We start from the raw sequence: 25,653 nt of genomic DNA on the forward strand, positions 1-25,653 counted from the left end.
CGCGCACCGTTGACGTAGGGTTGACAGAGTGAAATTATCCTGACGAAACAGATCGGAGCAGTTCCTGTGAGTTCTGACACGCTGGAGATGGCTCCGCCGGAGCCGCCCTGGCTCGCTCTCCCGCCGGAGGTGAGTGACCGGTTGAGGCCGCTCACGCCGGGTCTCGTGGAGGCCATCATCCAGGCGGTTCCCCAGCTGGTGCCGGCGTACGCCCGGCCCATGGAGGGGAACTTCGGCCGGGGCCTGCGCCGGGGCGTGGCTGCCGCGCTCGAGCGGTTCCTCGAACTGCCGGGTACGGCGATGTCCGCGCTGTCCGACGAGAGCCGCGAGCTCGTGGCGGGCCTGGGGCGCGGCGAGTTCCGGCAGGGACGCAGCATGGACGCACTGCTCGGCGCCTACCGGATGGGCGCACGCGTCACGTTCCGCGAGATGTCGCGCCGCTCCATGGAGGAGGGCCTCGGTCCCGCCGTCGTCGTCGACCTCGGGGAATCGATCATGGCCTACATCGACGAGCTCTCGGCCGTGAGCGCCGAGGCCTACGCCTTCGAGCAGTCCGAGCGGGCCGGCGCCGTCGACCGCCGCCGCGCCGAGCTGCTGGAGCTGCTGCTGCTCGGGCAGGCGGACGAGACCGCGCTCCGGCAGGCGGCGTCCCTCGCGGACTGGTCGATCCCGGCGCAGGTGGCCGTGGTGACGCTGCCACTGGACCACGCCCGGGGGATCCGGCAGCACCTCGGGGCGGGGGCGATCGTCGTCGAACGCGAGACCGACGCCGTCGCCCTGGTGCCCGACCGCGGGCCGCGGCAGCGTGCCGAGCTCGACCGCGTGCTCACCGGCCGGAGCGCGGCCGTCGGACCCGCGGGCGGCCTCGATCACGTGGCGCAGTCCCTGCGGCTGGCCGTCCTGGCGGCCTCCATGCTGCCACCGCGCGAGGGAGAGGACGACCCGCCGGTCTGGGCGGACGAGCACATGACCGAGGTGGTCCTGGCGGCCGAGCCGTCCGCCGTCGGGGAACTGTCCCGCCGGAGGCTCGCCCCGCTCGCCGGGCTGCCGTACGTCCAGCGCGTCAAGCTCGAGGAGACCCTCCTGGCCTGGCTGCGGCACTGGGGCCAGCGTGCCCCGATCGCCGAGGAGCTCGGCATCCATGGGCAGACGGTCGGCTACCGCGTCCAGCAGCTGCGTGAGCTGTTCGGGGACGACCTCAAGGACCCGAAGGTGCGCTTCGAGCTGGAGATCGCGCTGAGGAGCGACCGGAAGGCCCCGGCCCGGTCCTCCTAGGCGCCGCGGTACGTCGCCGCGGTCCAGAGGTGGAACAGGGCGTAGGCGCGGTAGGGGCGCCAAGCCTCCGCCAGGGTCCCGGCGTCGCGGATGCTCGGGTTGCCCATCGCGCGGCGGGCCACGAGATCGCCCGGCGTGAAGGCATCGGGGTCCCGCAGGACCCGCACGGCGAGGTAGTCCGCCGACCAGGGGCCGATCCCGGGGATGGCGAGCAGCTGCCGGCGCAGCGGCGCCTGATCGGCGTCGGGATCCAGCGTCAGGCCCTCGGCGACGGCGCGGGCCACGTGCTGGACGGTCGCGGCCCGCGTGCGCGTCACGCCCACCGCCGCGCGCAGCTCCTCGGGCGGCGCGTCGGCGAGGCGCTGCGGTGTCGGGAACAGGGTCAGGCCCGACGCCGACCGCCCACCGTACGCGGCCGCGAGCCGCCCGCCGAACGTGCCGCCCGCGGCGACCGAGACCTGCTGGCCGAGGACGGTCATGATGGCGGCTTCGAAGGCGTCCGGGTAGCCCACGGCCCGCAGCCCGGGGCGCTGCCGGACCAGCGGGCCGAGGAGCGGGTCGCCGTCGAAAGCGCGTTCAACCGCGGCGACATCGGCGTCGAGGTCCAGCCAGGCCCGAGTGACACGCACGAGGTGCGCGAACTCGGCGCCGTCGTCCGTGTCCGCGGTGAGTTCGACGTCGTCCGTCCGGATGGTGACCGTGACGCGGCGCGGGCCGGCCGGCGTCGGCAGCAGCCGCGTGTGGGAGCGCCCGGAGGGGTCGGTCAGCTCGCAGCCGGGAATGGCGTGGTTCGCGAGGATCGCCGCCATGGGGCCCGCCGCGAGGGCGCCGTTCGGGGTGAGGATGGCAGTGCGGCTCACGGGAGGACGGCGCCCACGTACCCGAGGTGGGGTGCACATGCCATGGGAGCTCCTGGAGGGTTCGGGAAGGGGGCCGCGTCCCACCCTACGACGGCCCGCGGTCAGGATCGGGGCGTACCATCCCGGGCATGACCGAACAGCAGCCCTACACCCTGATCGACACCTACCCGGGGTTCGAACTGCGGGCCTACCCGTCGCACGTCGTCGCCGAGGTGGACGTCGAGGCTGCGTTCGACACGGCCGGCAACGCCGCCTTCCGGACCCTCGCCTCCTACATCTTCGGGGCGAACACCTCGCGGCGGAAGCTCGCCATGACGGCGCCCGTGACCCAGCAGGCGGCCGGCAAGGGGGTGTCCGAGTCCCTGGCGATGACGGCGCCCGTGACCCAGCGACAGGCACCGACCGGCCACACCGTGGCCTTCGTGCTGCCCGCCGACGTCTCCCTCGACACAGCGCCGATCCCCGACGACCCCCGCGTCCGCGTGGTGGAGAAGCCCGCGGCCACCACCGCCGTCGTGTCCTTCTCGGGTCGCGGCGGCCTTGCGTCGTTCGAGAAGCACCTCGGGGGCCTGCGGGCCGCCGTGCAGAAGGCGGGCTTCGTGCCCCGCGGCGAACCGCGGTACGCACGCTTCAACCCGCCTATCACGCCCGGCGTGTTCCGTCACAACGAAGTTCAGATGGACGTGGTGGGGATGCGTGGAGAAAAGTCCCATCCGTAACCGGTATATTGCAGCCGGTATATGGAATACTTCCACCTCTGCCGAGGTTGAGAGTGGCATCTGGGCGACATTCCCGCCCACAGAAGGAGATCAACCGTAATGGCAACCGATTACGACGAGCCACGGGTTCGTCCGGAAGACCAGCCGGCCAACGAGTCGTTGGAGGCTATCCAGGCTCAGCGCAGCGCAACCACGCAGACCGCGCTGATCGACGTCGAGGACGGTGAGACCGCCGAAGGCATCGACCTTCCGGGGGCCGACCTCTCGCACGAGGAACTCCTGATCCAGGTCATCCCCGAGCAGGAGGACGAGTTCACCTGCATGTCCTGTTTCCTGGTGCACCACCGCAGCCAGCTTGCGCGCGAGAAGAACGGTGACAAGTACTGCACCGAGTGCGAGGGCTGACAGCTTCTCCGCACGCTTGCAGAGCCCCTGGCCCCTGGCCGGGGGCTTTCATCCTTAACCGGTTAGGTGTCGGCACGGGCGCCGCCGGCCGACGCGGCAGTACGGTAAGGGCATGAAGTCTTCCCACGTCATCGTCCTGCCCGGAGGCGGCTACGCCATGCTGTCGGACAACGAGGGTGAGGTCGTCGCCGAGCGGCTGCGCTCGTTCGGTCTGTCGGCCGACGTCTTCGCCTACCCCGTCCGGACCCGCCACCCCGGACCGCTCGACGCCGTCCGCGCGGAGATCCGCCGGGTCCGCGCCGCGGGCGCCGACCGCGTGGCGCTGCTGGGCTTCTCGGCCGGTGGACATCTCGCCGGGCATGCGGCGTTCGCTCCGGGCGCGCCCGATGACCGCGTGGACGCGGCCCTGCTCGGCTATCCCGTGGTGTCCATGGAACTCGCGACGCACCGCGGATCGCAGGACGAGCTGCTCGGCCCCGACGCCGGGGGCGCGCTGCGCGCCGCGACCTCGCTGGACCGGCTGGTCACCGCGGACGCACCGCCGGTCTTCCTCTGGCACACGGCCGCGGACGAGGACGTCCCCGTGGAGCACGCCTACCGGCTCGGTCTGGCGCTCACCGCCAACGCCGTGCCGCACGCCCTGCACGTCTTCGAGGAGGGCGAACACGGCCTCGGGCTCGCGGACGGGCAGGGCGCCGCGGGGCAGTGGAGCAGCCTGGCGGCCGCCTGGCTCCAGGCGCGGGGCTGGTGAGCGCCCCGCCCCCGGCTGCCCGACCGTTCCCCGGCCCGCGCCGCTCGGCGGCGGTGCTGCCGCTCGTTCCGACCCGGTGATCGCCCAGACCCTCGCTGCGCTCGGTCCGGTCATCGGCCTGATCGCCCTCGGCTACGGCCTCCGGGCCCGCAGCTTCCTCGCCCCGGCGTTCTGGCCGCCCGCCGAGCGGCTCTGCTACTTCGTCCTGTTGCCCGCGCTGTTCATCAGCGGCACGGCGACGGCGGACCTCGCGGGGCTCCCCATCGGACTGATGGCACCGATCCTCGCCGGGGCGGTGCTCCTCACGACCATCGGACTCGTCCTCGCACAACGGGGCCTCGACCTCGACGGTCCCGCGTTCACCTCCGTGCTGCAGGGCAGCATCCGCTTCAACAACTACCTCGGCCTCTCCATCGCGCTCGCCCTGTTCGGGGCCGACGGCGTCGCGCTCGCCGCCATCGCCAACGCCGTGCTCGTGCCGCTCGTGAACATCCTCTGCACGCTCGCCTTCGCACGCTACGGAGCCCAGCGGCTGACCGTCGCCGGCACCGTGCGCAGCATCGCCACGAACCCGCTGATCCTGGGGTGTCTGATCGGGATCCTGCTGAACGTCACCGGCGTCGGACTCCCGCCCGGCCTCGACGGCTTCGTGCGGACCCTCGGGGCGGCGTCCCTGCCGCTCGGGCTGCTCTGCGTGGGCGCCGCGCTCGAGCTCCGCAGCATGGGCAGGAACCTCGGCGCCGTGGCGCTGTCCACCACGGTCAAGTTCGTGGTGCTCCCGGGACTCGGTGTGGCCGGGTGTCTGCTGCTCGGGCTCACGGGGGCGCCGGCCGCCACGGTGATCCTCTTCCTGTCCCTCCCGACGGCGTCCTCGGCCTACGTGATGGCCCGGGCGCTCGGCGGGGACTCCCGCCTCATGGCCTCGACGATCACCCTGCAGACGGTCGCCGGCGTGGCCTACCTGCCGGTGGTGTTCCTCGTCATCGGGCGGCTCACCGGTTGAGGGCCCGCCCGCCGATGCGGCGAAGTCCAGCCGACCTGCCGACCCGGTTGTCCCACGTCCGGTAATAAGCATGCTTGCTATCGCTTCGGGCGGGACCTACGGTGAAGGGAAGCAACCTCCTCGAAAGGATCACGATGATCACGCTTGAACAGATGAAGGATGCCATGAACGCCGGTGCGAACGTGCTGAGCGAGGACGGAGCCGTCCTGGGGTCCATGGGCCAGCTCTACGTCGACGACGCGACCGGGGAGCCCAGCTGGGTCACGGTCGCGACCCACACGGCGGGCAACCCGGAATCCTTCGCGCCCCTCCGCGGGGCCACCCTCGACGGACAGGACGTCCGCCTCCCGTTCCCGCACAGCAAGGTCTACGAATCTCCCAAGATGTCGCAGGACGGTCACCTCAGCCCGGAGGAGGAGCAGCACCTGCTCCGCTACTACGGCCTGATGCCGGCGTCGGACGAGACCGCACTCCTGTCCTCGCCCTCGGGCGACCGCATGTCCCGCGACGACACCGTCGCGGGTCGCGCTGGATCCCCTGACCGCCGCTCCGACGAGTTCGTGGGCCGTGCGGCGGATGACGACGACGTGTCGATGACACGCTCGGAGGAGGAGCTCCGCGTCGGTACCGAACTCCGCGAGACGGAGCGCGTGCGGCTCGTCAAGCGTGTGGTCACCGAGGACGTCACCATGACCGTGCAGATCCGGCGGGAGGAGCTCGTCGTCGAGCGTGTGCCGGTGAAGGACGGTGCGCCGCTGTACGACGACGGCGCCGGCACGTTCAGCAAGGCCGAGCGCGAGCGCCTGTACTCCGCGGTGGAGACCGCCTTCAACGGTGACGTCGTCGAGATGGTGCTCTACGAGGAGAAGCCGCGCGTCGAGGTGGACGTAGTGCCCATCGAGCGTGTCCGTATCAGCCGCGAGGCACATACGCACGACGAGACGGTCACCGGCCAGGTGCGCAAGGAAGTCATCGAGACCGAGCGCATCGAGCTGTAGTTCGTACCCGCTCGAAACGACAGAAATGGCCGGCGGAACGCGCTTCCGCCGGTCATTGCTGTTCTCTCGGCGCCGACGTGACGATCCGGTTCCGGAGCCGGCTCAGCGGCTGAACCGGGTCCGGAACAGCAGGTAGACGAAGTACGGCGCTCCGAGCAGCGCCGTGAGCAGGCCCGCCGGGAGCTGTGCCGGGGCGATGGCCGTCCGGCCGATGAGGTCGCCGAGGCACACGAGCGCGGCGCCCAGCAGCATGGCGGCGGGCAGGATGAGCCGGTGGGACGCCCCCACGAGGGCACGTGCGGCGTGGGGCGCCACGAGGCCCACGAACCCGACGACGCCGATGCCCGCGACCGACGACGCCGTGAGCAGAACCGCAGCCGCGAGCAGTACCAGCCGGGCCCGCGGGACCCGGATGCCGAGCAGGCGCGGGGTATCCTCGTCCAGGGCCAGGAGGTCCTGCGTTCGATGCAGTGCCGCGATGATTGGCACCGCCACGAGCAGCGCGACGGCCATGGGCACGAGGTGCTGCAGCGACCGTCCGTAGGTGGACCCGGACAGCCAGGTCAGGGCCTTGGCCTCGTTCCACGGATCGGTGAGGACGATCAGCAGCGTGATCACGGCCGTCGCCGCCGCGGAGACGCCGATGCCGATCAGCACCAGCCGGTCCGTCTGCATCCCGCCCCGGAAGGACAGGCCGAACACCACGAGCGAGACCACGGCGGCGCCGGCCCCTGCCGCCGCGCCGACGGCCCAGAATCCCGCCAGCGGCACGGCCGTGATGACGAGAACAGCCCCCAGGCCCGCGCCCCCGGAGACGCCGATGATCGCGGGTTCGGCGAGGGGGTTCCGCGTGACGGCCTGGATGGCGGTCCCGGCCACGGCGAGCGACGCACCCGCGAGCAGGGCCGCCCCGACCCGGGGGACCCGGGTGTCCAGCACACTCGAGACCACGGGCCCCGCCTGACCGGACACCCAGTTGGCGAGATCCCCGAGGAGGAGCTTCGCGTCGCCGAGCAGCAGGCCCGCGACGGTCGCCGCCGCCAGCAGCACCACCAGGACCGCCAGCACGGCGGCACTCCGGGCGGCGCCGACCGTGCGCAGCGAGACCCCGGCGGCCTCCCGGGTGGGCCCGTCCGACCGCATGCGGTGCGCGAGCGCCACGAGGAAGAGGGCGCCGAACACCGTGGTGACGACGCCCGTGGGCACCTCGACGGCGCTCTCGGCCCCGATCACCGCGCGCAGCAGGACGTCCGCCCCGAGCACGAGGAAGATCCCCATCAGTGCGGAGGCGGGGATCAGCGCGATGTGGCGGTGGAGGCCGGCGATGCGCGGCGCCGCGAGGCGCACGACAGCGGGCGCCGCCAGTCCCACGAAGCCGATGGGGCCGGCGGTGGTGACGGCCGCGGCGGCGAGGAGCACGGCGAGCACGATGGCCAGGACCTGCGTCCCGCGGACATTGATCCCGAGCACGCGCGCCTGGTCGTCGCCGAGCGTCAGCAGGTCGAGGGACCGCGACCTGAGGAGGAGTACGAACAGTGCCGCCCCGGCCAGCGGTGCGAGCAGGGTGACCTTCTCCAGTCCGCTCTGCCCGAGGGATCCGGAGCCCCAGGCGAACAGCCCGCGCGTCTCCTGCGAGAACAGGAGCAGGAGGGCGCTGGTCAGGGCGCTGAACGCCAGGGCGATCGCCGACCCCGCCAGCACCAGTCGGACGCTCGAGGACTGGCCGGCGCGGGAGAGGGCGAGCACGAGGGCCGCCGCGGCCAGGCCGCCGAGGAACGCCACGCCCACGGCGCCGAGCAACGGTACCTGCAGGCCGAGGGCCGCAACGACGACGACGGCGAGATGGGCGCCCGCGTTCACCGCGAGGGTGTCGGGGGAGGCGAGGGCGTTCCGAGAGACGGACTGCATGACGGCGCCGGCCGCCCCGAGGGCGGCGCCGACGAGGATGCCCGCGGCCAGCCGTGGGATGCGGCTGGCGGTGACGACGGCGCCCGTGGTGCCGTCGTCGTTCCCGGCCAGCAGGCCGAGGATGTCCGCGGCGTCCACGCTGGAGGTACCCTGCGTGAGGTGGACGAGGGCGAGGAGGGCGGTGGCGATCGCGAGGAGGCCGCCGGCGACTGCCAGTCGCGCTCCCGGGCGCGGGGCGGGTGCCCCGGCCCGTGCGGGAGAGGACCGGGTGAGGGTCGCCGGCGGCACGGCCGCTACTGCCCGGCCTGTGCGGCCTCGACTGCGGCGTCCACGATCTGCCCCATGGAGCTGGGTCCGCCGAACGTCCACAGCGAGTCGGGGAAGCGCGTCACGTCACCGGACTCGACGAACGACAGACCCTTCCACACGGCATTGTCCTCGAGCTCGTCCTGGTAGGGATCGCCGAAGGCGTCGTTGGCGATGTACCAGAAGCGGGTGTCCTCGGGCAGGGCGGTGAGGCCCTCGACGTCGGTCTGCCCGAGGCCGTAGACGGGATCGCCCTCGACGTCCCAAGCGTCGGTGAGGCCCAGCTCCCCGAGGACGTTCCCGACGAGGGAGCCTTCGGTGAACGGGCGGATCGAGACGCTGCCGGCGTCGACGTAGGCGTCGGAGAACGCGATCGGTGCGCCCGCCGCCCCTGCCGCTTCGATGGCCGCCGTGCCGTCGGCGATCTTCGCCTCGAGGCCGGACCGCAGTTCCGCGGCCTGGTCCTCGGTGCCCGTGAGGGTGGCGATCAGGTCGAGGTTCTCGTACATCTGCCCGAGGTTGTCGGTCGCGTCGCCGCCCGGGACGACGACGACGGGCACCGTCTTCTCGATCTGCTCGATCGCGCCCTCCACGAGCTGGTCGGTGACGATGACGACGTCGGGCGTGAGGGACACGAGGGTGTCGATGCTCGGCTCGCCGCGGACGCCGACGTCGGTGACGGAGTCGTCGAGAGGTTCGGCGCTGACCCACTGGGCGTAGCCCTTCACGTCCGCGGCGCCGACCGGCATGACGCCGAGGGCCACGAGGTTCTCGACGGCGTTCCACTCGGTGGCCACTACGCGGTCTGCCGGTCCGTCGAGCGTGACCTCCTTGCCGCGGGCGTCGGTGACGGTGATGCCCTCGCCGGTGGCGGCAGCCTCGGGCGAGGAGCTGCCGGCGGCGTCCTCCGTGGTGCCGCACGCCGTCAGGGAGAGCAGGGCGGCTGCCGCGAAGGCAGCGAGGGTCTTCGGTCGTGTCATCGGGTTCATTTCTGTTCGTGCGCGGACGGCGCGGGAGCGGGTCAGGGAGTGGGGACGGCCGCGCGGGGCGCGTTGTGGCGCCCGACGGCGCGGGTGTGGACGGTGCCGTCGGCGACGGTGACGTCCACGCGGACGCCGTAGGCGCGGGACAGGTTCTCGGAGGTCAGCACCTCCCAGGGTGTGCCCTGCGCCAGGATGGCGCCGTCCTCGAGCAGGACCACGTGGTCGGAGATGGCGGCGGCCTGGTCGAGGTCGTGCAGGACGACGCCGACGGTCACGCCGTGGTGGGTGGCGAGGTCGCGGATCACGTCGAGGATCTCCACCTGGTAGCGGAGGTCGAGGTACGTGGTGGGTTCGTCGAGCAGCAGCACGCCGGTGTCCTGGGCCAGGCAGCCGGCGAGCCAGACGCGCTGCACCTGCCCGCCGGAGAGCGCGGCGACCGGGCGGTCGGCGAGTCCGGCGGTGCGCGTGAGGTCGAGGGCGCGGTCGACGGCGGCGGGGCCCCCGGCGTCCTGGCCCGTCCACCGGCTGCGGTGCGGGTGGCGGCCGAAGCTGACGACCTCCCGGACGGTGAGCCCGCCGGGGACGGGCCGGCTCTGCGCCAGGAGGGAGATCGAGCGGGCGAAGTCCCGGGGAGAGAGGGTGGAGACGTCCGCGCCGTCGAGGGCGACCGATCCGGCGTCGGGCGCGTGGAGGCGTGCGATGCTGCGCAGAAGGGTCGACTTGCCGCTGCCGTTGGGGCCGACCAGCGCGGTGACCGTGCCGGCAGCGAGCCCGAAGGAGGCCGAGTCGATGACCCGTCGGCTGCCGTAGGAGACGCCGAGGCCCGTGGCGGTGAGGGTCGGCGGGGCCGCGGGGTTCTTGAAGGGCACAGGCTTAGGTTAGGTAAACCTAAGCAGAAGTGCAAATAATAACGTCACATCGGCGTGCGCTAATCCTGCATGTACCCGCTGAGAGGACAGGAGAGACCGCCGGAGCAGGTCTCCGGCGGTCTCTCCTTCACCCGCCGGTCAGCCGTCGGGCAGTGCGGCGAAGGCCTTCCTGGTGTCGTTGTACCAGCCCATCCCCTTGATGGGGTTCTTCCAGCGGCCCTTCATCGCGTCATGGGCCGCCCGGTGCTGCGTATCGCCCGCCGCGGTGGCGTCCTTCAGGTGCTGGTCCTGGGCCTTGATGACGTCGTCCGCGGTGTCGCCGTGGAGCGCCAGATCGCAGGGGCCGCCGAGTTGCCTGCACGTCATGGTCTTCATGGGAGTTACCTTCTGCCGGATGCGGTGTACGAGATCGGCGTCTGCCGCCCTCGTACTGATGACGAGTCCGGAGCCGGAAGTGTGACCGTCGGCGTCATCTTCGGTCCGCAGCGACGCGCCGGACGAGGGAGCCGAGGACGTCGGGCGAGGCGCGGAACGTGATCGCGCTGACCACCCCGCCGGTGGTCGTGAAGTCGAACGCCACCCGGGCCTTGCCCCGGTGGAACCAGGCCGCGCCCGGCCGCCCCTCGACGAACACCGGGAACGCGGTCGTGGCGGCGCCGTCGAACATCGCCGCCACCGCGTCGCGGCCCTCCAATCGGGCCGGGGTGCCGGCCGCGATCGCGTCGGCGTCGGCGCGAACGACGACCTCGGGCGCGAGCAGGTGCACCAGGCGCGCGAAGCTGCCACCCCGGGACGCGGCGAGGAACGCGTCCACCACCTCCCAGTCGGCCGGCGTGCCGTCCGGGGCAAGGGAGGAGATCCTGCCCCGGGCCCTCGAGGCGAGCTTGCGGGCGGCCTCCGGGGAGACCGTGAGGACGGCCGCGATGGTCCTGAAGTCGATGCCGAAGGTGTCGTGCAGGATGAATGCCACCCGTTCGGACGGGGACAGGGCTCGCAGCACCACCTGGAGGGCGACGCCGACGGCGGCGGCCTCGACCACGCCCTCGGCCGGGTCGGGGATCGTGCCGGTGCCGGTCTCCGGCACGGTGGCCGTCGGCTCCGGCACCCTCGACCGCAGGCGGTCGAGGCAGAGACGCGTCGTGACGACGGTCAGCCAGGCCGGAATGTTCTCGATTCGGGCGTCGACGGCGTCGAAGCGGAGCCAGGCCTGCTGCACCATGTCCTCGCCTTCGGCGCGGTCGTCGAGGACACCGGCGGCGATGCGCACGAGGCGGGGGCGCTCGGCTTCGAACTGTTCCGTCGGGTTCATGCGCACACCCTAGACCCGTCCGTGCGAGGGCGGCAGGAGGACTCTGGTTCCGGGGTGCGGGCGGGCGTACAGTCCGCCCATGGCAGACGATCCGGTGCAGACCAATCCCGACCATTACCGTGTGGTCTTCGAGAACGACCGCGTGCGGGTCCTCGAATACACGGACGAGCCAGGCCACACCAGCACAGAGCACCACCACCCCGACAGCGTCATGATCACCGCCGGGTCCTTCCGCCGACGGTTGCACGCCCGCGGGACGAGCGTCGACGTGGAACTCGAGGACGGGGCGGTCCGCTGGCTGCCCGCCCAGGACCACTACGGCGAGAACACCGGCACGACGCCGACGCGCGCCTTCTTCGTCGAGCTGAAGGAACCCGATCCGCACCCCGTCCCGGGGGGCCCGCGGCTGGGTCCGGTCAAGCTGTGACCCGCTCGACGCCGACAGATACCAAGTAGGCTGATGATCCGCGTCGTCCGAGGGGACGACGTCGAAGAACCTGCTCGACCGGTCCTGGTGGTCAGGAAGGTCGCGTACCGGGAGGCCGGTACCGGATCTGCTCGGCGTTGCGGAGGGCTTGCATGGTCTCGTCAACGGTCAGGAGCACCGTCGTCTCGAATGCGCTCAGCGCGCCGCCTCCGCTGATCGCCAGAGCAACCGAGGCCATCGAGATGTTGTCGGGCGCTTCCCACAGGTTGTAGCCGTCGTGGGTGCCGAATGCGTACCAAAAGCCGTGAAGTCTCCCTCCGACGGATTCGATGTACGTCCGGGCGGCTTTCTCGCGATCCTCGGGAGCCTTGATCAGCCTCGCCCAGGTCTCCGGTGTGTAGCTGAACTTCGACAGATAGAGCGGCATCGTCTCTTCCCTTCGTTCACCGTCGGAACTGCGGATGCACCAAGGGTCACGTCTTGCGCCGGGTTCGGCAATAGGTGCGGGCGCAGCTTCACCCGTGACGGCTGGCCTTCACGGCGGGGTGCGCGCCTGACTCTAAGGTGATCGGGTGACTGGTGTTGATCGGGATCGGCCGCGTGGGGGTCTGACGGCGATGTGCGTCGCGCAGACCACGAGTTGGGGGTTGCTCTACTACTCGCTGCCGGTGGCCCTTGTTCCGATCAGTCAGGACACGAGGTGGTCGGTGTCGGGGATGACCGCAGCATTCTCGGCCGGCCTGATCATCTCCGCGTTCGCCGGAGTGCAGGTGGGGCGTGCGCTGGATCGAACGGGCCCGCGGCTTCTGATGACTGTCGGCAGTGTCATCGGCGTCCTGGCGCTGCTGCTGGTGGGTCTTGCCCCGAGCTTTCCTGTGTTCGCAGCCGCGTGGATGATCGCGGGATTCGCGCAGGCCGCTGTGTTCTATCAGCCGGCGTTCGTGGTCATCACGCGCTGGTACGGGCCGCACCGGGTGCGCGCCCTGACGACGTTGACTCTGGTGGCAGGGTTCGCGTCGACCATTTTCGCGCCTGTCACCGCGGTGCTGATCGAGGGGTTGGGGTGGCGGAATGCCTACCTTGTTCTGGCGGGGATTCTGGCCCTGGTGACGATCCCGCTGCACTGGTTCTTCCTGAACGCGCGCTGGACCTCCACATCGGCCCAACCTGCAGGGGCTGAACCGTGGCAGGACGCGCGGACGGTCTCACGGAGCCGGCCGTTCCGGCTGCTGCAGGCCACGATGTCCCTCTCGACGCTCGCTCTCTATGCGGTGACGTTCAACCTGATTGCCCTCTTCCTTGAGCGAGGGGTGAGTTACCAGAGCGCGGTGGTGGCCTTCGGCCTGATCGGGGCGGGGCAGGTTGCCGGCCGGGTCGTCTACTCCACCCTGACGGCCGGCATGTCCGCCGTGACGCGCACGGTGGTGCTCACCGCGGCCGGGGCCGCGTGTGTCTGGGCCCTGGCGCTGGTGTCCGGACCACCGGGGCTGCTGGTCGTCGTCGCGGTGAGCACGGGCATGGTGCGGGGCTGTAACACGCTCCTGCAGGCGACCGCTGTGTCGGAACGGTGGGGGACTCGGAACTTCGGCGCGCTGCAGGGCGCCTTCGCGGCGCCGGTGACCATCGTCGGAGCGCTTGCTCCGGCCGCGGGCCCAGCCCTGGCGACCGTTCTCGGAGGCTACCCCGCCATGGTCGTCGTGATGGCGGGGCTCGCGACGATCGGCGTGATAACTGCGTCGCGCACGTCTACGTCCGGACACTCGACGGGTTAGCGCGTCGCCCGGCTCAGAACAGGGGCCAGGGCGCCGCGGACCCCCGCCCGCTCGGTCCCGGGAATCGCCCGGTCGCGCGCAAGGCGGCACAGCGTGCAGCGAGCGAGGATATTGTGCGTCGGCGTCGTGCTGGTGTTCTCGCCGTAGTGGTCCTGGGCGGGCAGCAGCGGGTCCACGCCTTCTTCGTCGAGCTGAAGGAACCCGATCCGCACCCGCCCCGGGGGCCCGCGGCTGATGATCCGCGTAGTCTAAGGACCTCAGCCCCGACGAAGCCCTGAGAGCGTTCACCTCGTACCGGCTGCTCGGAGACTGTTTCGAGCAGTCCAGCGATGACGACCTGGCGGCTCATGGGTGGCTCATCGAGGACTGGAAGGCCCTGCTGACGGACCGCCAGCAACAGACGCAGCGAGCCGACCGGGAGCTCGGAGCCGCAGTCCGGCTGGCCCGGAACGAGGGCGCCAGCTGGTACGAGATTGCTCGTACACTCCGCCGTCCGATCGAGGAGACACGCGCCCACTTCGACTGGCCCTACGGAGATTTCTGAGTCAGCGGCCTGGACTGCCCCCCCCGGAGCGGTGGGCAGTCCAGGCCGCTGCGGTGCCCCACCTTTCAGCAGGTAGCAGAGGAGCTGAACATCCCCTGGGGTTCTCAACCGAAGTGGTCAGTCTGTCTCCGGCTCATCTATAGAAATATCTCCCTGGCCGCCGCCCTCACGCGCTGGCGCGATCACCAGGCCCAGCCACACGTCGTACCTACGGCCGCGGCTCACCGGCAGAGCCAGCCGCCGGGCCCGAGCGCTGGGCTGCATCCGCGTAGTAGGAGCGCATGCCGTGCTTCACGCCGAAGCGGATGATCACGTACAGAAGCAGGGCCGCGATCAGGTAGGACAACGGAAGAATCACCAAACCGAGCACGCCAACATTCATTGCTACCCCCATGCCTAGAACAAACGGTCGATCCAGTGAGCGTACCGGGGCGCATGCCCCTACGCTGTGCGGCGCGGCCTGACGGGGCCGGCACGTCTAGTGACACCGATTCGTCTTGCTTGCGTGTCCCTCGGGTTCCACAGGGTGTCCTTGTAGGGTTCTGACGGGGAGCTGGGTGGGCTCCATCACACTGGGGGTTCACATGTCACGCATCCTTTCCCTGTCTGCTCTCGCTGCCGGCGCTTTGCTGGCTCTGACAGCCTGTGGCGGAGGGGGCGACGCGGCAACCTCGGCGTCGTCCTCGGCTGTCGCCTCCGAGTCATCGCCCGAGACTCCATCCGCTTCGGCGTCCGAGTCCGTGTCCGCAGTGCCCTCCGCGTCAGCCACAGCAGTGCCGTCCGTTCCCGCCGCGGGCTCCTCGGCGACGGGCAGAAGTGCCGAGGAGCTCGCTGCCGTGCTCGCCACGATCGCGATGCCGGACGGTGCACCCCTCACGGTCGTTCCTCCGGAGCAGATCGATGCGATGGCGCAGCAGGGTCTGCAATCGATCGAGGGCGTCGTGGTGACACCCGAGGAGTGCGGTGCGGTGTTCGAAGCGGCCGCGCAGATGCCCGAAGGCACTCGCTACGCGGTGGGCGCTGCTGTGAACCCGACCGACCAGAGCGCAACCATCATCACCCTCACCGAACTCGACGGTGCCGAGGAACTGATGAGGTCCCAGCAGGGGGATGCGGAAGCACGCGCCGAAACCTGTTCCACCTATCAGGTAGAGCTGCAGGGCGAAACGGCAACAGGCGAATCTACCCTGGTGGAGACCGCTAACGAGAGCGCAATCTCGACGGGTGCACGCGGTGTCCTGATTCTGCCAACAGGTCAGAAGCAGAACACGACGACGGTCAGCGCCGCGCGCGGCTCGATCAGCGTCACGGCCATCAGCCAGTCGATGGACAGCCCGGCTGCCGATATCCCGATCCTCGAAGGTCTTGTCGACCAGGTTCTCGCCGCTGTTGATCAGGAGTAGGCGACGTACTCGAGTCGGACCGCCGCGTAGCTCTGACCGGGCTCAATGAGTGAATGAGTCTCTGAGTGAGGGCCGGTGCCCAGGAAGAAGGTGAGCCGCGTTTTCAGCAGTTGTAGCCCGAGAGGCGGCTCGTCCACCGTCACGCGCGAGGTCCCTCGAAATGATCGAGTAAGACCTCCACGCCGGTACCCCTCAGAACAGCGGCCAGGGCACCGCAGACCCTCGACCGCCTGGACCCGGAAACCGCGCGGTTGCGCGCAACGCGGCACAGCGTGCCGCGAGCGAGGAGATTTCAGTGGCGGTCAGCAGACCGGCCAGCTCGCGTCCGAGCGAACCCCGCAGCCCCTCGACGACCCGGTCGACGCCCTCGAGCTCCTCGGCGGTCAGCTCGTCGCCCAGCCACCCCCACAGCACCGTCCGCAGCTTGTGGTCGCTGTGGAAGGTGAGCCCGTGGTCCACGCCGTACCGGTGCGCATCGGGCATGGCGAGGATGTGGTCGCCCTTGCGGTCGGCGTTGTTGGCCAGGATGTCGAACACCGCCATCCGACGCAGCGCCGGCGTGTCCTCGTGCACGAGGGCGACCATCCGCCCCGTCTCGTCCTGCCCTTCGAGAACCTGCTTCCACCCGTTGTCCGGCACCTCGTCGGCGGAAAGCAGGTCCACGGGATTCTGGTCGGGGTCGGTCTCCTGCCAGAGCTGCACCATGCCCTCGCCGAACGGGCCGTCGCGCAGCCAGGTGCGCGGCACGATGTTCCAGCCGAGCACCTCCGAGACCAGGTAGGCTGCCACCTCCCGGTGGGCGAGGAAGCCGTCGGGGAAGTCCCACAGCGGCTGCTCGCCCTTGATCGGCTTGTACACGACCGCGGTATCGCCGATGGTGCCCAGGAACGTGGCGTTCGACGCCGTCGTGATGCGGCCGGTGAGCGCGAGCTCGGCGGTCACGAGGTCGGGCGGCGGCATCAGACCTCGGTGATGGCGCAGGTGTGCCCGTCGGCGTCGATGGGCTGGCCGCAGATCACACAGATGGGACGCCCGGCGCCCACGATCTCCCGCGTGCGCTTGGTGAATGCGCGCGCGGTGCCGACCGGCATGCGCACCAGCAGCATTTCGGAGGCTTCGGTCTCGTCGTCCTCGAGCGTGGCGTCTTCGTCGGTTTCCGGCAGCGGATAGGCCTCGACGACCACCTGCGCCGTCGACGGGTCCCAGCCCAGGCTCATCGCGCCGGTCCGGAACTGCTCCTCGACGGTCTCGAGGTCGTCGTTGTCCACGAGTTCGATGGGCGTGGTGGCGGGAACGCTGAAGGGGTTGCCCTCGAGAGTGCTCAGTTCGTCGAGGATCTCGTCGATCTTCTCGGCGAGCAGGGCCGACTGCTGCTTCTCCAGCGCGATGCTCACGAGCTGGGCACCGGAGCGCACCTGCAGGTAGAACGTACGCGACCCCGGGACGCCGATGGTGCCGACGACAACCCGGTCAGGCCAGGCGAACTCGTGAACAGTTGTAGGCATACGAGCATTTTAGGCTCATGAGGGACGAGGTGCTGCGTGGCCCGCGCCGCCACCGACGGCGGCGTCGCCGGACGGGGTGCTGGCGGCCAGCCAGGACAGGTCCCCGGCGTCGGTGTTGGTCGCGAAAACGGTCGGCCGGCTCGCGCCGTAGTGCACGATCGATACGGAAGCCGGGCCCACGTTGATGCGCTGGAACAGGTCGAGGTGCGTACCGAGGGCGTCGGCGAGGATCGACTTGATGACGTCCCCGTGGCTCACGGCAACCCATACCGCTCCGGGCCCGTGCTCGGATTCGAATGCCGCGTCGCGGCGCCGGATGGCCGCCACGGCCCGCGCCTGCATGGCGGCCATGGACTCACCGCCGGGAAAGGTGACGGCGGACGGCTGGGACTGCACCGTCGGCCACAGGGGCTCGGTCGCGAGCTCGCTGAGGAGGCGGCCCTGCCACTGGCCGTAATCGCACTCCGTGAGCTCTGGATCAACCGGCGCGGGGGGAGAGCTGAGTTGGCGGTCGAGGATGAACTGAGCGGTCTGCCGGCAGCGCTCGAGGGGGCTCGACACGACGCCGACGAGGGGCACGGCCGCGAGCCGGCCCCCGGTCAGGGCCGCCTGGTCGCGGCCGATCCCGTCGAGGCTGACGCCGTCGGCCCGGCCGGCCAGGAGTCCGGACGCGTTGGCTGTGGTGCGGCCGTGCCGCACGAGGAGAACTGTGGCCATTCCTCCAGCCTAGCCACCCGCCCGATGGCGGTACCCCTGGCGCCCCGGGAATGGGCACGGTCATGCGTGCGTTAGGCTTCTCGTATCAAGGGGAGTACTCCCGTCTGTGATCGGCCCGTCAATACGGATGCAGCGAAGCATCCCGGGCCCGTCGGTTCCGGTTCCGTCCGGGCGGAGGAGACCTTGGCGCCATCGCCTGACGCCTACCCTTTGGAGTACCCACATGCAGATCACGCCGACCATCTGGCTGATCACGATCGCCGTGACGATCCTCTTCTTCGTCTACGAGTTCTTCGCCCACGTGCGCAAGCCCCACGAGCCGACCATCGGTGAATCCGCGCGCTGGTCCGCCTTCTACATCGGCCTCGCCCTGCTCTTCGGCGTCGGCATCGGCGTGGTCTCCGGCTGGCGCTTCGGCGGCGAGTACTTCGCCGGCTACCTCACGGAGAAGGCCCTGTCGATCGACAACCTCTTCGTGTTCCTGATCGTGATGACGGGCTTCGCGGTCCCGAAGAAGTACCAGCAGAAGGTACTGATGATCGGCATCATCATCGCCCTCGTCCTCCGCGGTGCGTTCATCGCCATCGGCGCGGGCCTGATCGAGAACTTCTCCTGGATCTTTTACATCTTCGGCGCACTGCTGCTCTTCCTGGCCTACAAGCAGGCCTTCGGCAGCCATGAGGCGAACCCGGCCGACGGCAAGTTCATGCGGCTCGTCCGCCGCGTCCTGCCCGTCACCGACGAGTACCACGGGGACAAGCTCACCGTGAAGAAGGACGGCAAGCGCTGGGTCACCCCGATGCTGCTGACCATCATCGCGATCGGCTTCGTTGACCTCATCTTCGCCGTCGACTCCATCCCCGCGATCTACGGCCTGACCAACGAGGCATACATCGTCTTCACGGCCAACGCCTTCGCGCTCATGGGCCTGCGCCAGCTGTTCTTCCTCATCGGCGGGCTCCTGGAACGCCTGATCTACCTCGCCCAGGGCCTCGCCGTCATCCTCGCGTTCATCGGCGTGAAGCTCGTCTTCCACGCCCTGCACGTCAACGAACTGTCCTTCATCAACGGTGGCGAGCCGCTGCTCTGGGTGCCGGAGATCCCCATCTGGTTCTCGCTGCTGTTCATCGGTGCCACGATCGCCGTCGCCACCGTCGCCAGCCTGCTCAAGACCCGGGGCGACGCCTCGAAGAAGGACCGCGACCACGTGGAGGGCGAACCGGTCATCTCCGCCGACACGGAGGACAGCCCCGAGGGTTCGCCAGCCGTGGAGACCACGGGCTCCTCGGTCAGGCATTCGAAGTAGGGCCGGTCCCGGTCCGACTACTTGTGCAGGCGTTCCCGGTTGAGTGGATATCGGCCGAACGGGTGGTCACTGGTTCGCGAAGTCGGGTAGTGACCACTCGCCCCTCTGCCAAGGGTCCCTCATACGCTTCCAGCACAGGTCGATATGGGGGCCTGGCGCAATAGCTGTCGAATACGCACTGGTGTTGCGGAATCGCAGGGGAACGAGCGGCTGGGTCGGATTGCGGGGCATCTCGAGGTACGTGTGTTCACCGGGCTCCGGGCTGTGCCCGAACGGGTTCCCCCCGAACAGAGCGGGATACGGATATGGGAACACTGGATGATCGGCGTGCCGATACGAGATCGAACCACCGACGCCGAAGGGCGAGTGCCCCCACGCGGGGCAGGACGCGGTGGACCGTCATGGCCGGCATCCTGGCGGCGCTCGCCGGTCTGGTCGGCGGCCTGGTCGTCGCGGCGCCGGCACAGGCCGCGCCGAACACGACCGTCACCCTCACCTTCGACGACGCCAATGACAACCAGTTCGCTGCCGCGAACACCTTGACGGCAGCAGGGCTGCGGGGAACCTTCTTCGTCCCCTCTGGGTACCTGAATGCCCCGCAGTTCCTGACCACCGCCCAGATCCAGGCGATGCAGGCCGGCGGCCACGAGATCGGCGGCCACACCGTCACGCACCCTGACCTGGCAGCGTCGGGGGCGGAGGAGGCCCGGCGCCAGGTCTGCAACGACAGGGCCAACCTCACCGGTCTGGGGCTGGTCGTCAGAAGCTTCGCCTACCCGTTCGCGTCCTCAAGCCCCGAGGTGGAGGCGATCGTCAGGGAGTGCGGATACAACAGCGCGCGTGGTCTGGGCGACGTCCGGAGCAAGAACCCGGAATCCGCAACCTTCGCTCTCGCTGAGACCATCCCCCCGGGCAACCCGTACTACACCGGCGCGCCGGACCAGATCGACAACACCTGGACGCTCGCCGATCTGCAGAACCAGGTCACGCAGTCCGTGAACGGAGGGGGCGGCTGGGTGCAGCTGACCTTCCACCACGTGGGCCGCGACAGTGACCCGCTATCCGTCACCACGGAGCTGTTCAACCAGTACACGGCCTGGCTCCGGGACGAGGTCGCTGCCGGGAGGATCGAGGTCAAGACAGTGAACGACGTCATCGGCGGCACCACGCAGCCGGTTGTCGCCGGCCCCGCCGCACCGGCGCCGATCACCACCGGGAACCTGTTGAGGAACCCCAGCCTGGAAACCGGCAGTGGGGTCGAAGCGAAGCCGGAATGCTGGGCCTTCGGCGGCTACGGCACGAACTCCCCGACGTTCAGCCAGGTCAGCCCCGGACGCACCGGCAACATCGCGCAGCAGCTGACCATGGCGGGCTACGTCGACGGCGACGCGAAGCTCCTGCCCACCCTCGACCTCGGCGAATGCGCCCCCAGCGCGACGCCGGGCACCGCGTATCAGGTGAAGGCCTGGTACACGTCGACCGCCCCCACCCAGTTCGAGCTGTACTACCGGACCGGCCTGGGTACCTGGATGTACTGGACGTCCAGCCCGAAGTACGACGCCGCGGCCGACTGGACCGAGACCAGCTACACCACACCACCCGTGCCGGCCGGCGCCTCGGCGATCAGCATGGGGCTGAACCTGACCAGCAACGGCACGCTCGTCACCGACGACTACGACCTCAGGGCGGCCGGTACGACGCCACCCCCACCGACGGACCCGACGGACCCGACGGATCCGATAGTTCCCGCGGCCGCCACCTCGGCCATCAACGCCGCCGCGGCTGCCACGCCCGGGATCGGGGCCGCGCTCGGGCCGATCAGGTGCGGCCTCGTCTCCGGAGGCTGCTACCAGACTTACGAGCGTGGCTCGATCCACTGGTCCTCGGCCACAGGAGCGCGCGTCACCAAGGGTGCGATCAGGTCGCGGTGGTCGTCGCAGGGCTGGGAGCGCGGTCCGCTGGGGTACCCGCTGATCAACGAGGGTGTCGGTCTGCCCAACGGCGGTGCCTACCAGACGTTCCAGGGTGGGTCGATCCACTGGTCGCCGGCGACCGGGGCGTTCATCACCAAGGGTGCGATCAGGTCGCGGTGGGCATCGCAGGGCTGGGAGCGCGGTCCGCTGGGGTACCCGCTGATCAACGAGGGTGTCGGTCTGCCCAACGGCGGTGCCTACCAGACGTTCCAGGGTGGGTCGATCCACTGGTCGCCGGCGACCGGGGCGTTCATCACCAAGGGTGCGATCAGGTCGCGGTGGGCATCGCAGGGCTGGGAGCGCGGTCCGCTGGGATACCCGCTGATCAACGAGGGTGTCGGTCTGCCCAACGGCGGTGCCTACCAGACGTTCCAGGGCGGGTCGATCCACTGGTCGCCGGCGACCGGGGCGTTCATCACCAAGGGTGCGATCAGGTCGCGGTGGGCATCCCTGGGGTGGGAACGCGGTCGCCTCGGCTATCCGGTCAGCAACGAGATCCAGGTGAGTGCCTCCGTGCGCGCCCAGGACTTCCAGGGCGGTCGGATCACCTGGTCGGCGACCACAGGAGCGACGACCGTCACCTACAAGTAGGCGTGGCCGGAGAGGGACTGCCCCCGTTCCGGTGACATAGGGAGACGCCCGGTGGGCTCGTCCACCGGGCGTCTCCCTGCCGTGTCGCGCAGGCGTTATGCCCGGGACACGGGACGGGCCGCCGACATCCGTCCGAACCGCGTGGCCAGCGGCGAGGCGCTGAGCCCGTGGGCCAGCACGCTGAGGAGGATGGTGACGGCGACGATCGAGACGGCGTCGTCGGCTTGCGGGCCGAGCTCGTCCAACGCGATCAGGGCGAACACGATGGACGCGAGGCCGCGCGGGCCGAACCAGCCCACGAACAGCACGGTGGAGCGGCCGAGGCCGGAGCCGATCAGGGACAGGGCCACGGGGATCATGCGCACCACCGTCAGGCTGAGCACCGCGTAGACGACGATCAGCACCGTGATGCGGTCCAGGACGACGGCGACTGTGACAGCGCCGAAGACCGCCCACACGAGCATCGACACGAGGTTGCTCGCCTGCTCGAGGAACACCAGCTCGCCCTTCGCGCGGGGGCCCGCCGCCGCACCGAACGCCAGCCCGCCGCAGAACGCCGCGACGAATCCGTTGCCGCCCACCTCGACGGCGGCCGTGTAGGTCAGCAGGGCCAGAGCGAGCACGCCGATGCCCGCGAAATCCTCGGCGGCGACCCCCCGCCGTCGGGCCCAACGCAGCAGCCACCCTCCGGCTCCTCCGATCACCGCGCCGACCGCCACCCCGATCAGCAGCGTGATCACCGCGGAACCCGCACCGTCGGCGTCCTCCATCCCGGCGGCGGCGGCCGCTCCAGCGATGGCCAGCAGGACGACGGGCGTGACGATGCCGTCGTTCAACCCGCTCTCCACGGTGAGCAGCCGCCGGACCGGCGACGGCACCGCCGGTTCGTCACCACGGGGAGCCCCAGCGCGGCGTCGGTCGGGGCCAGCGCGGCAGCGACCACGAGAGCAAGCCAGGGCCCCAGCTGCGGGAAGAAGAGGGTGGCCGTCACCCAGCCGAACACGACGGTCAGGGGCAGGCCCAGGCCGAGAAGCCGCAGGACCCGGCCCGCATCCTGACGGAGCTGCTGCAGCCGCAGGCCGGCGGCGTCGGAGAACAGCACCCACACCAGGGTGACCTCCACCAGGGGGGCATACGTCTCGGGGATCGAGGAACCATCCACCAGGCCGAACCCGGCAAGGGCACCCCCGAGGACGAGGAACGCGATCGGCGGTGTCAGGTCGGCCTGTTGCAGGCGCGCCGAGACCAGTGCCCACCCGAAGAGGGCCGCCGTGATGAGGACGATGGTCAGCTCGTTCAAGCGGAGCCTCCTTGTTCGTGGACTCACGGCGTCGGTACGGCCGCCGGCGGTGCCTGTCAATCACCCCCGGGGTGCATGGCCCGCGCCAGGGTGCCGCTCCGGTCGAAGGCATGAGTGACCTCCACTGCATCGGTGACCACGTCCGCGAGCCGGCCGGTGCGGTGGAGGACGCCGCGTTGCCGATCGGCTCCGGTGCCCCGGGCGATCACCCGGACGAGACCGTCCGCCACGGTTTCGGTGTCCCCGGCGTCGGCCAGGGCCGGGAGCACGTGGGCGAGCAGGTCCGCCACCACAGCCGGCGCCGGGGCAGGACGTCCCGTCAGCGGATGCACCAGGTTCCCGTTCATCCCGGACAGCCTCGCCTGCCAGCTTGCAAGGCGCAGTGCGGGAGCGGAGATCGCAGCCGGAGGGAGCCCGGCGCGCCAGTCCCGGGCCGCGGTCTCCACGAGGCCGCGTGCGAGGGCCGCGATCACCCCTGCGTCCTCGGCGAAGAGGCAGACGTCGGCCACCCGGATCTCGACCGTCGGATACGCATGGGACAGCCGGGCGTCGAAGTAGAGCATCTTGCGATCCAGCAGGACCCCGGTGGCCATCAGCTCCTCCTCCCGCGCACGGTACGCTCCCGGAGAGCCGTACACAGGGGAGGGCCCGGCCGAGGGCCACCCCTGCCAGACCTGCGAGCGGTAACTGGCGAAACCGGTGTCCCGTCCGCCGAAGAACGGGGAATTGGCGCTCAGGGCCACGAGCACCGGCAGCCAGTTGCGGATGCGGTCGAGGACCCCCACGCCTTCCCGCTGGGAGGTCACGAAGACGTGGACGTGCATCCCGCACGTCAGGTTGTCCCGGGCGAGGACGCCGTAGCGGTCGATGATCGTGCCGAATCGCTCGGTGGGATGGACGTGCGGGCGGCCGGGCATCGGGGAGGTGGCCAGGGCGGCGGCCCGGGCACCGACCGCGCGGGCCGCGCGGTCGGCGGCGGCGCGGCCGTCCACGACGTCCGACACCAGGTGCGCCAGTGTGCGGGGGGCGGAGGAGACCACCTCGATCATCTCCTGCTGAAGCTCGGCCTCCAGCTTCGGCCCCGCGGCGTCCGCGTGCTCCTCGAGCAGCGCACAGGAAGCCGCGAGCGGCAGACCGGTGGTGCCGTCGACGAGGAGGAGTTCCTCCTCCACGCCGAAAGTCCGTACTCCGTCGCTGGTCACGGTGTCCCTCACCGATCAGCCGCAGCCGAGTTCGGCGACGTACTCGCCGCGCGTGGTGTCGACCTCGGCGGCCTTCTGCCGTAGGACGGCGAGGCCCTGCGACAGGGTGGTGTCATCGGGGATCTCGTCGACCGCCGTCCGGAACTCCGCCACCGTCTTGTTCAGGGCCTCCCTCTTGTCCTCGGCCACGTCTCCGCCCTCCTCCATCAGATCCTCGAAGGTCCGGCGGACCTCGTCCCGCGCCGCCTGCACCTCCTCCACGTCCGCGCCCGGGCGGAGGGTGTCGGTGAAATCGTCCACGGCGGCCGTGAACGCATCGGCGGAAGCGCAGGCCTGATCGGTGTTCTCGGTCGGGGTCGGCTCACTGCAGCCGGCCAGGAGGGCCCCGACCGCCCCCCACGTGACCAATACGGTGAGAACGGGTCTCGACGTCGACATGGGCATTCCTCCCTGGTGTGCGGCGGTCGTCCGGGGGGGGCGCTGGCGCCGTGCCGGTGATCCCGCCATTGTCGGCCGGTACGGCCGTCCATGTCCTCACCCGGAGCAGGTGTTGCTCCGCGATCGTGATCCTCCTGATCGGCGTCGTCCTCTCCGGCTCGCCGCCCTCCGCCCAGTCACCCGGGACGGAGGATTCCGTGCCGTCGCGGGAGGACGTAGGGTCCGGAGGACAGCCACCACCGGGGAGCCCCCGCGGAGGGTCGACCATGCCGCAGTCCAACACATCGCCCGCATCGCTCGGGCGCGCTCCCCGGATCAGGCCGTCCACAGGGACGGCGCTGGTGGTCGTCGTGGCGTACGCGGCGGTCTTCACCCTCACGGCGGCGACGTCGGGGATCCCCTACACGGAGTGGTTCGACTCCGCCGCGAACGTCTGGCGCACCGCCGTCCTGCCTCTGGCGGCCGGGACCGCCCTCCTGGTGGCGTTCCTCTGGTGGTCCCGCTGGGACCGCATCTTCCGGGACAGGGAACGCTTGCCGGTCCCGATGGTGCTCTGGATCGCGGCGGGCACCTTCGTCGTCGGCATCGTCCTGCACCTGGCCTTCGTGGACTGGCCCGGGCTGGGCCTGGACCTCCTGATCCCGATCCTCGTCGCCGGGCTGCTGGTCGGATTCGCCGAGGAGGCCCTGTTCCGGGGCATCCTCCTCCGGGGGCTGAGGGCCGACGGACGCACCGAGGCGACGGTCGCGGTCCTCACCTCGGTGGTCTTCGGGGTGTTCCATCTGACCAACCTGGTCACCGGCTCGCCCGCTTCCGCGGTCCTGAACCAGGTGCTTCTCGCGACGCTCACCGGCGCCATCCTCTACGCATTCCGGAGGATCAGCGGGCTCCTGCTCCCGGCGATGATCGCGCACGGGTCGTGGGACATCTCCCTCTTCCTGCCGGCCGCGGACGCGACCGAGGCGTCGTCGGTGACCGGACTCGCCCTCCTGGTCGTCGTCCCCGTGCTCGGCCTGCTGTCCCTGGTCACGGTCGCCGCCACGGACCGGCACGTGCCGTCGGTGGCGTGAGGCCGGCGCTACGCCCGGC

Annotated in this window: 26 protein-coding genes and 1 pseudogene; 12 read left to right on the top strand and 15 right to left on the bottom strand. The window is 70.4% G+C overall.

The features are described from left to right. Window positions 1-66 precede the first annotated feature (66 nt). A complete protein-coding gene (locus tag ACSGDB_RS14670) occupies window positions 67-1,275 on the top strand; it encodes a PucR family transcriptional regulator (RefSeq protein ID WP_434995633.1) in 1,209 nt (402 codons plus the stop codon). Here ACSGDB_RS14670 and ACSGDB_RS14675 read toward each other — a convergent pair. Beyond that, window positions 1,272-2,135, bottom strand: a complete 864-nt coding sequence (locus tag ACSGDB_RS14675; RefSeq protein WP_434995634.1) for a DNA-3-methyladenine glycosylase family protein — start codon at window positions 2,133-2,135, stop codon at window positions 1,272-1,274. The genes ACSGDB_RS14670 and ACSGDB_RS14675 overlap by 4 nt on opposite strands. A 128-nt stretch (window positions 2,136-2,263) precedes the next feature. On the opposite strand from ACSGDB_RS14675, the gene ACSGDB_RS14680 reads away from it, so the two are divergent. The 5 genes from ACSGDB_RS14680 (at window position 2,264) to ACSGDB_RS14700 (ending at window position 6,011) form a co-directional block, all read left to right on the top strand. Further along, window positions 2,264-2,854, top strand: a complete 591-nt coding sequence (locus tag ACSGDB_RS14680; RefSeq protein ID WP_434995635.1) for an SOUL family heme-binding protein — start codon at window positions 2,264-2,266, stop codon at window positions 2,852-2,854. A gap of 99 nt (window positions 2,855-2,953) precedes the next feature. Continuing rightward, window positions 2,954-3,259, top strand: a complete 306-nt coding sequence (locus tag ACSGDB_RS14685) for a DUF4193 domain-containing protein (protein WP_434995636.1) — start codon at window positions 2,954-2,956, stop codon at window positions 3,257-3,259. A 112-nt stretch (window positions 3,260-3,371) separates the two neighbouring features. Further along, window positions 3,372-4,010 (top strand): alpha/beta hydrolase, encoded by a 639-nt coding sequence (locus ACSGDB_RS14690; RefSeq protein ID WP_434995637.1) that lies wholly within the window; start codon window positions 3,372-3,374, stop codon window positions 4,008-4,010. A gap of 76 nt (window positions 4,011-4,086) precedes the next feature. Further along, complete coding sequence (locus tag ACSGDB_RS14695; protein WP_434995638.1) at window positions 4,087-5,013, top strand: AEC family transporter; 927 nt, start codon at window positions 4,087-4,089, stop codon at window positions 5,011-5,013. Window positions 5,014-5,147: 134 nt separating this feature from the next. Continuing rightward, the gene (locus tag ACSGDB_RS14700; protein WP_434995639.1) at window positions 5,148-6,011 is read left to right on the top strand and encodes a YsnF/AvaK domain-containing protein; all 864 of its coding nucleotides are present in this window, start codon (window positions 5,148-5,150) and stop codon (window positions 6,009-6,011) included. A gap of 102 nt (window positions 6,012-6,113) precedes the next feature. On the opposite strand, the gene ACSGDB_RS14705 is transcribed toward ACSGDB_RS14700, so the two are convergent. The 5 genes from ACSGDB_RS14705 to ACSGDB_RS14725 all read right to left on the bottom strand — a co-directional run bounded on the left by ACSGDB_RS14705 (window position 6,114) and on the right by ACSGDB_RS14725 (window position 11,386). Then, entirely contained in the window at window positions 6,114-8,207 is a 2,094-nt protein-coding gene (locus tag ACSGDB_RS14705) for an iron ABC transporter permease (RefSeq protein WP_434995641.1), read from the bottom strand. A 5-nt stretch (window positions 8,208-8,212) separates the two neighbouring features. Continuing rightward, window positions 8,213-9,205, bottom strand: a complete 993-nt coding sequence (locus ACSGDB_RS14710; protein ID WP_434995642.1) for an ABC transporter substrate-binding protein — start codon at window positions 9,203-9,205, stop codon at window positions 8,213-8,215. A 41-nt stretch (window positions 9,206-9,246) separates the two neighbouring features. Next, window positions 9,247-10,077 carry an ABC transporter ATP-binding protein gene (locus ACSGDB_RS14715; RefSeq protein WP_434995643.1) on the bottom strand — a complete coding sequence of 277 codons (831 nt, stop codon included), beginning with the start codon at window positions 10,075-10,077 and terminating at the stop codon, window positions 9,247-9,249. 138 nt (window positions 10,078-10,215) lie between these two features. Then, window positions 10,216-10,452: a hypothetical protein gene (locus tag ACSGDB_RS14720; RefSeq protein ID WP_434995645.1), complete on the bottom strand. Its 237-nt coding sequence runs from the start codon at window positions 10,450-10,452 to the stop codon at window positions 10,216-10,218. A 94-nt stretch (window positions 10,453-10,546) separates the two neighbouring features. Further along, window positions 10,547-11,386, bottom strand: a complete 840-nt coding sequence (locus tag ACSGDB_RS14725) for a sigma factor (RefSeq protein WP_434995646.1) — start codon at window positions 11,384-11,386, stop codon at window positions 10,547-10,549. A 79-nt stretch (window positions 11,387-11,465) separates the two neighbouring features. Here ACSGDB_RS14725 and ACSGDB_RS14730 point away from each other — a divergent pair, with 79 nt between their 5' ends. Next, on the top strand, window positions 11,466-11,813 hold the full coding sequence (locus tag ACSGDB_RS14730) for a cytoplasmic protein (RefSeq protein WP_434995649.1): 348 nt from the start codon (window positions 11,466-11,468) through the stop codon (window positions 11,811-11,813). Between the two features lie 91 nt (window positions 11,814-11,904). Here ACSGDB_RS14730 and ACSGDB_RS14735 read toward each other — a convergent pair whose 3' ends face one another. Beyond that, the gene (locus ACSGDB_RS14735; protein ID WP_434995650.1) at window positions 11,905-12,240 is read right to left on the bottom strand and encodes a GYD domain-containing protein; all 336 of its coding nucleotides are present in this window, start codon (window positions 12,238-12,240) and stop codon (window positions 11,905-11,907) included. Between the two features lie 145 nt (window positions 12,241-12,385). Here ACSGDB_RS14735 and ACSGDB_RS14740 point away from each other — a divergent pair, with 145 nt between their 5' ends. Next, window positions 12,386-13,585, top strand: coding sequence for an MFS transporter (locus tag ACSGDB_RS14740; RefSeq protein ID WP_434995651.1), 1,200 nt, complete (start codon window positions 12,386-12,388; stop codon window positions 13,583-13,585). Here the strand turns inward: ACSGDB_RS14740 and ACSGDB_RS14745 are convergent. Both ACSGDB_RS14745 and ACSGDB_RS14750 read right to left on the bottom strand, forming a co-directional pair. Then, window positions 13,582-13,761 carry a hypothetical protein gene (locus tag ACSGDB_RS14745; RefSeq protein ID WP_434995653.1) on the bottom strand — a complete coding sequence of 60 codons (180 nt, stop codon included), beginning with the start codon at window positions 13,759-13,761 and terminating at the stop codon, window positions 13,582-13,584. The two genes, ACSGDB_RS14740 and ACSGDB_RS14745, sit on opposite strands and share 4 nt — an antisense overlap. Window positions 13,762-14,337: 576 nt before the next feature. Next, window positions 14,338-14,511 (bottom strand): hypothetical protein, encoded by a 174-nt coding sequence (locus ACSGDB_RS14750; protein ID WP_434995655.1) that lies wholly within the window; start codon window positions 14,509-14,511, stop codon window positions 14,338-14,340. 454 nt (window positions 14,512-14,965) lie between these two features. Between ACSGDB_RS14750 and ACSGDB_RS14755 the strand changes: the two genes are divergently transcribed. Further along, window positions 14,966-15,532: a hypothetical protein gene (locus ACSGDB_RS14755; protein WP_434995657.1), complete on the top strand. Its 567-nt coding sequence runs from the start codon at window positions 14,966-14,968 to the stop codon at window positions 15,530-15,532. Window positions 15,533-15,724: 192 nt separating this feature from the next. Here ACSGDB_RS14755 and ACSGDB_RS14760 read toward each other — a convergent pair whose 3' ends face one another. The 3 genes from ACSGDB_RS14760 to ACSGDB_RS14770 are packed head-to-tail and all read right to left on the bottom strand — an operon-like array spanning window position 15,725 to window position 17,754. Then, entirely contained in the window at window positions 15,725-16,492 is a 768-nt protein-coding gene (locus ACSGDB_RS14760; RefSeq protein WP_434995658.1) for an SCO1664 family protein, read from the bottom strand. Further along, a complete protein-coding gene (locus ACSGDB_RS14765) occupies window positions 16,492-17,037 on the bottom strand; it encodes a DUF3090 domain-containing protein (protein WP_434995660.1) in 546 nt (181 codons plus the stop codon). The genes ACSGDB_RS14760 and ACSGDB_RS14765 overlap by 1 nt, the downstream gene beginning before the upstream one ends. Window positions 17,038-17,052: 15 nt before the next feature. After that, window positions 17,053-17,754 (bottom strand): MSMEG_4193 family putative phosphomutase, encoded by a 702-nt coding sequence (locus ACSGDB_RS14770; RefSeq protein ID WP_434995661.1) that lies wholly within the window; start codon window positions 17,752-17,754, stop codon window positions 17,053-17,055. A gap of 223 nt (window positions 17,755-17,977) precedes the next feature. On the opposite strand from ACSGDB_RS14770, the gene ACSGDB_RS14775 reads away from it, so the two are divergent. Then, window positions 17,978-19,060: a TerC family protein gene (locus ACSGDB_RS14775; protein ID WP_434995662.1), complete on the top strand. Its 1,083-nt coding sequence runs from the start codon at window positions 17,978-17,980 to the stop codon at window positions 19,058-19,060. Between the two features lie 401 nt (window positions 19,061-19,461). Continuing rightward, window positions 19,462-21,624, top strand: coding sequence for a polysaccharide deacetylase family protein (locus ACSGDB_RS14780; RefSeq protein ID WP_434995663.1), 2,163 nt, complete (start codon window positions 19,462-19,464; stop codon window positions 21,622-21,624). Between the two features lie 95 nt (window positions 21,625-21,719). Here the strand turns inward: ACSGDB_RS14780 and ACSGDB_RS14785 are convergent. From ACSGDB_RS14785 to ACSGDB_RS14795, 3 genes and pseudogenes are all read right to left on the bottom strand, one after another. After that, window positions 21,720-22,951: pseudogene (locus ACSGDB_RS14785) on the bottom strand (cation:proton antiporter domain-containing protein). A 29-nt stretch (window positions 22,952-22,980) separates the two neighbouring features. Continuing rightward, complete coding sequence (locus ACSGDB_RS14790) at window positions 22,981-24,126, bottom strand: glutamate--cysteine ligase (protein ID WP_434995664.1); 1,146 nt, start codon at window positions 24,124-24,126, stop codon at window positions 22,981-22,983. Between the two features lie 15 nt (window positions 24,127-24,141). Beyond that, window positions 24,142-24,564, bottom strand: coding sequence for a hypothetical protein (locus tag ACSGDB_RS14795; protein WP_434995665.1), 423 nt, complete (start codon window positions 24,562-24,564; stop codon window positions 24,142-24,144). 266 nt (window positions 24,565-24,830) lie between these two features. Between ACSGDB_RS14795 and ACSGDB_RS14800 the strand changes: the two genes are divergently transcribed. Further along, window positions 24,831-25,634, top strand: coding sequence for a CPBP family intramembrane glutamic endopeptidase (locus ACSGDB_RS14800; protein WP_434995666.1), 804 nt, complete (start codon window positions 24,831-24,833; stop codon window positions 25,632-25,634). The last annotated feature ends 19 nt before the right edge of the window (window positions 25,635-25,653 follow it).

The organism is Arthrobacter sp. Ld5 (assembly GCF_051172775.1).
Lineage (GTDB): Bacteria > Actinomycetota > Actinomycetes > Actinomycetales > Micrococcaceae > Arthrobacter_D.

What these genes read in the sequence shown, in the direction of transcription:
- ACSGDB_RS14680 (WP_434995635.1), top strand. Translation starts at nt 2,264, where the DNA reads ATGACCGAACAGCAGCCCTACACCCTGATCGACACCTACCCGGGGTTC.
- ACSGDB_RS14685 (WP_434995636.1), top strand. Translation starts at nt 2,954, where the DNA reads ATGGCAACCGATTACGACGAGCCACGGGTTCGTCCGGAAGACCAGCCG.
- ACSGDB_RS14690 (WP_434995637.1), top strand. Translation starts at nt 3,372, where the DNA reads ATGAAGTCTTCCCACGTCATCGTCCTGCCCGGAGGCGGCTACGCCATG.
- ACSGDB_RS14700 (WP_434995639.1), top strand. Translation starts at nt 5,148, where the DNA reads ATGATCACGCTTGAACAGATGAAGGATGCCATGAACGCCGGTGCGAAC.
- ACSGDB_RS14710 (WP_434995642.1), bottom strand. Translation starts at nt 9,205, where the DNA reads ATGACACGACCGAAGACCCTCGCTGCCTTCGCGGCAGCCGCCCTGCTC.
- ACSGDB_RS14720 (WP_434995645.1), bottom strand. Translation starts at nt 10,452, where the DNA reads ATGAAGACCATGACGTGCAGGCAACTCGGCGGCCCCTGCGATCTGGCG.
- ACSGDB_RS14725 (WP_434995646.1), bottom strand. Translation starts at nt 11,386, where the DNA reads ATGAACCCGACGGAACAGTTCGAAGCCGAGCGCCCCCGCCTCGTGCGC.
- ACSGDB_RS14730 (WP_434995649.1), top strand. Translation starts at nt 11,466, where the DNA reads ATGGCAGACGATCCGGTGCAGACCAATCCCGACCATTACCGTGTGGTC.
- ACSGDB_RS14735 (WP_434995650.1), bottom strand. Translation starts at nt 12,240, where the DNA reads ATGCCGCTCTATCTGTCGAAGTTCAGCTACACACCGGAGACCTGGGCG.
- ACSGDB_RS14750 (WP_434995655.1), bottom strand. Translation starts at nt 14,511, where the DNA reads ATGAATGTTGGCGTGCTCGGTTTGGTGATTCTTCCGTTGTCCTACCTG.
- ACSGDB_RS14760 (WP_434995658.1), bottom strand. Translation starts at nt 16,492, where the DNA reads ATGCCGCCGCCCGACCTCGTGACCGCCGAGCTCGCGCTCACCGGCCGC.
- ACSGDB_RS14765 (WP_434995660.1), bottom strand. Translation starts at nt 17,037, where the DNA reads ATGCCTACAACTGTTCACGAGTTCGCCTGGCCTGACCGGGTTGTCGTC.
- ACSGDB_RS14770 (WP_434995661.1), bottom strand. Translation starts at nt 17,754, where the DNA reads ATGGCCACAGTTCTCCTCGTGCGGCACGGCCGCACCACAGCCAACGCG.
- ACSGDB_RS14775 (WP_434995662.1), top strand. Translation starts at nt 17,978, where the DNA reads ATGCAGATCACGCCGACCATCTGGCTGATCACGATCGCCGTGACGATC.
- ACSGDB_RS14780 (WP_434995663.1), top strand. Translation starts at nt 19,462, where the DNA reads ATGGCCGGCATCCTGGCGGCGCTCGCCGGTCTGGTCGGCGGCCTGGTC.
- ACSGDB_RS14795 (WP_434995665.1), bottom strand. Translation starts at nt 24,564, where the DNA reads ATGTCGACGTCGAGACCCGTTCTCACCGTATTGGTCACGTGGGGGGCG.
- ACSGDB_RS14800 (WP_434995666.1), top strand. Translation starts at nt 24,831, where the DNA reads ATGCCGCAGTCCAACACATCGCCCGCATCGCTCGGGCGCGCTCCCCGG.